Annotated in this window: 3 protein-coding genes; all 3 read right to left on the reverse strand. The window is 39.9% G+C overall.

The window, feature by feature from the left end:
• Positions 1-82 precede the first annotated feature (82 nt).
• The 3 genes from coaD to WB217_RS01690 all read right to left on the reverse strand — a co-directional run bounded on the left by coaD (position 83) and on the right by WB217_RS01690 (position 3002).
• Complete coding sequence (coaD, locus tag WB217_RS01680; RefSeq protein WP_423990059.1) at positions 83-574, reverse strand: pantetheine-phosphate adenylyltransferase; 492 nt, start codon at positions 572-574, stop codon at positions 83-85.
• A complete protein-coding gene (gene rsmD / locus WB217_RS01685) occupies positions 575-1147 on the reverse strand; it encodes a 16S rRNA (guanine(966)-N(2))-methyltransferase RsmD (protein WP_423990061.1) in 573 nt (190 codons plus the stop codon).
• A 433-nt stretch (positions 1148-1580) separates the two neighbouring features.
• On the reverse strand, positions 1581-3002 hold the full coding sequence (locus WB217_RS01690) for a stalk domain-containing protein (protein WP_423990063.1): 1422 nt from the start codon (positions 3000-3002) through the stop codon (positions 1581-1583).
• Positions 3003-3258 lie beyond the last annotated feature (256 nt).

The raw sequence follows: 3258 nt of genomic DNA on the forward strand, positions 1-3258 counted from the left end.
CGCTGAAGCTGGACATTTCTTGAAATGAATTTTATGCATTCTTATCTTATAACAAAAAAATAACGGGCAGGAATTCTGCCCGTTATTCTTTATTTCCTTTAAACTTGCTGATCAGTGCCTCTTCCACCTCTGGAGGGACTAACTCGGATATTTTCCCGTCATACTTAGCCACTTCTTTGACGATACTGGAGCTCAAAAATGAGTATTGATTGTTCGTCATGATGAAAAAGGTTTCAATTTTATCATTTAACACTCTGTTCATTGAGGTGATCTGCATCTCGTATTCAAAATCTGAAACGGCGCGCAGGCCCCTTATGATTGCATTTGCATTAACGCTTTCCGCATAGTCGACAAGCAGTCCCTGAAAGGAATCCACTTTAACATTCGGTATATTCTTAGTCACCATGTTTATGAGCTCAATTCTTTCATCAACAGAAAATAACGGTTGTTTTGATGAGTTATTCAAAACCACTACGTATAACTCGTCAAAAACCTTTGCTGCCCTTGTAATGATATCGAGATGCCCGAAAGTAACAGGATCGAAACTTCCTGGACAAACAGCAATTCTTGCCACTTAGACTTCCCCCTCATCTTGTACATCAAGCTTGTAAAGCGTTATGCCAATAATTCCATATTTCTCGTTTCTAGCTTGCTTTAAAACGCCTATTCTTTCAGGCAGCTGAATATCTGAAGCATGCTCGCATACAATTAATCCTTCTTCATGGATAAGCTTTTCTTTTTCAATCATTTCAAGCAATTTAACAAGCTGCTGTTTTTTGTATGGAGGATCCAAGAATATGTAATGAAAGGTTAAATTCCTTTTTTGGATTGCTTTCAGCGCTCTGACAGCGTCATTCCTGTAAACCTCGGCTCTATCTTCAAGCCCGCATGACTTCAGGTTTTCATTAACAATATGTATCGCTTTGCCTTCACGATCTACGAATATGACTTTTTCAAGGCCCCTGCTAAGAGCCTCTATTCCAAGCCCTCCACTGCCAGCAAACAAATCCAGGCCAATTCCACCTGAAAAATAAGGACCAATCATATTGAATAATGATTCCTTCACTTTGTCAGTTGTTGGTCTCGTACTCGATCCGGGTACCGCTTTCAAAAGACGGCCCTTTAAATCCCCTGATACAACTCTCATCTTAAGTACTCCTCAATTATGCAAAATTACTCCCTTATCCTACCACACATACAAAAAATTAACCAAATAAGTGTATAACACTTCCTAAAGTGGAAATAATGAAAAATAACAACATCAATTCGAGGATGTTGTTGCCAACCGCGGAGAAGACTTACGTTTCCCCATAAGTTCTTCCTCCGGTTTCTCCTCTCCCTTTGCCTTCTATCCTGTTAAAGGGATGTAGAAGGACCCTGCAGATTTTGCAGGGCTTTTTTTTTGCCTTCTGGCAGGGCGGATTAGATAAGATATTTACAAATTTAGCTTTGAATGAAGCTCTTTCCCTATGGCTGTATTAGCATTGATTGCTGCATTATGAATGACTGGTGATTTCCGCTCCAATCGACAGACTTTCAAAAAAAGTGTGATAGCAAAAATGTTTAAGAGCTTCCCTAATTTACTGGGATATTGCGATTTCCTCTTCACTTTCCTCAACCGACACTTTAAAAATCACTTCGAGCCAATGTTCTTCTATATATACAGTCCCGCTAATCATCTTAAAGGGGGTTTCCAGTAAACCAAAACTCTCCCCATTCATAACAAAAGTATTATTCTTTAAATTAAAGGAATAATTACTGCTGCTAGATGTAACTTTTATCGAAGTCATGCGGGAATCGACATTTGCTTTGGCCCCCAATGAACTCATTGTTTTTATGAATGGAAATAGTTTTGTGTCCCCTTCCACGAGAATATCCCAATCCATAATCCTTTGGCCATTCGCAAAGAGTCCCTTGCCGTCATTAAAAAGCAATGGGTAAAGACCCGATTCATCTTGTTTATTTAAGGTGAAGAAATTGGTTTCCATCCCCTTGATTGCAGCTAGCTGATCGTTAAGATCAGTATAGTCGATGCTTGTTTCAACTCCGGCCAGATAAAAGGTAAGGTCATTTATTTCTTCGCTAGTTAATTTAGATTGAAGCTCTCTAACGATCGCCTGGCTTTTCGGGTTTGATGCAGGTTGTTTTATGATTAAGGAAGCAAGTGCCTCAAGCAGCCCTTTGTTGTTCGGGGTAAGTCCATGAATTTTTTGAGATAGGAAGGACATAGCCAATTGCTGTTCAAGCTCATTTTTTGATAGGCTGCTAGCAGCAAGAAGAAGACCATTTCCATGGACGATGCGATTTTCACTGTTAAAGACTACTGATAAATTATTTTTATCAGCCAGACCTTTCAGACTATCAAACTGGTAGATTCCAGCCTGTTCTGGAGAACTGCTGTAGTATTGGATTCCTTTTTGGCTCGAGAATTTCTCAAGGCTCCTATTCAGCCAATAAAGGGACGGATTTTCCCCCTGTCCTTCAAAAACATAGTATTTCACGACTTCCATTTGCCTATATCCCTTTAGCGGCAGACCTGCGACCCATGTTCCCTCCCGGTGGATCCTATCCACTAATTCAATTCTTGTTGAAGCGATCTCCCGCTCACTAAACGAAACAAGCCAGTCATTAAGGATAAACTCAACTGCTGCTGAATCAAATTTTATGAAATATTCAAATTGGAGCATATCTCCTTTAGCTTTGAAAGACTGCGTTTCAAAGTCATTCTGGCAAGGCTCACCCTCTAAATTCTTACAAACAAGTTCTGCAGCCTGCTCGGGAATGATCACACCATAACGGCTGCCATTTTGCAGGTTTTTGAATACCTGTTTAATTGATAATCCCTTTTCGCCAACCTTGACTGTAACTGCCTGTGTTATTCTTTCTTTTTGCGTACTTGCCACCTGGCTTGTTTTATTCGAATAAATAATCCATTGCCATACTACTGTTACACTAAGAAAGATAAATAAAACGGTTAACATCAGTACGGAAGCTTTTTTCATCGTCGTTCTCCTTGAAGTCTTTCTAAATCGGTAAAATTTTATTTTATAGGCTTTGTTAAATTAGACGCTTGATTTTCGCTATATGCACTCGCTTTACGCGGGGCTTCAGGTGAGCCCGCAGGACTTTGAAAAGCTTCCTCGAAATTATCCATGCACGATGAAAATGCGTTAGCATTTTCGGAGGAGTCGAGTGCCCTCCGCTCCCATCAACAGGTGCCAGGAAACAACATTCACCTTTTATACAGCCTATTTATAA

The organism is Mesobacillus sp. (assembly GCF_049588175.1).
Classification (GTDB): domain Bacteria; phylum Bacillota; class Bacilli; order Bacillales; family Cytobacillaceae; genus Mesobacillus.

Coding starts and splice junctions, on each gene's coding strand:
- WB217_RS01690 (WP_423990063.1), bottom strand. CDS start 3,002: ATGAAAAAAGCTTCCGTACTGATGTTAACCGTTTTATTTATCTTTCTT.
- rsmD (WP_423990061.1), bottom strand. CDS start 1,147: ATGAGAGTTGTATCAGGGGATTTAAAGGGCCGTCTTTTGAAAGCGGTA.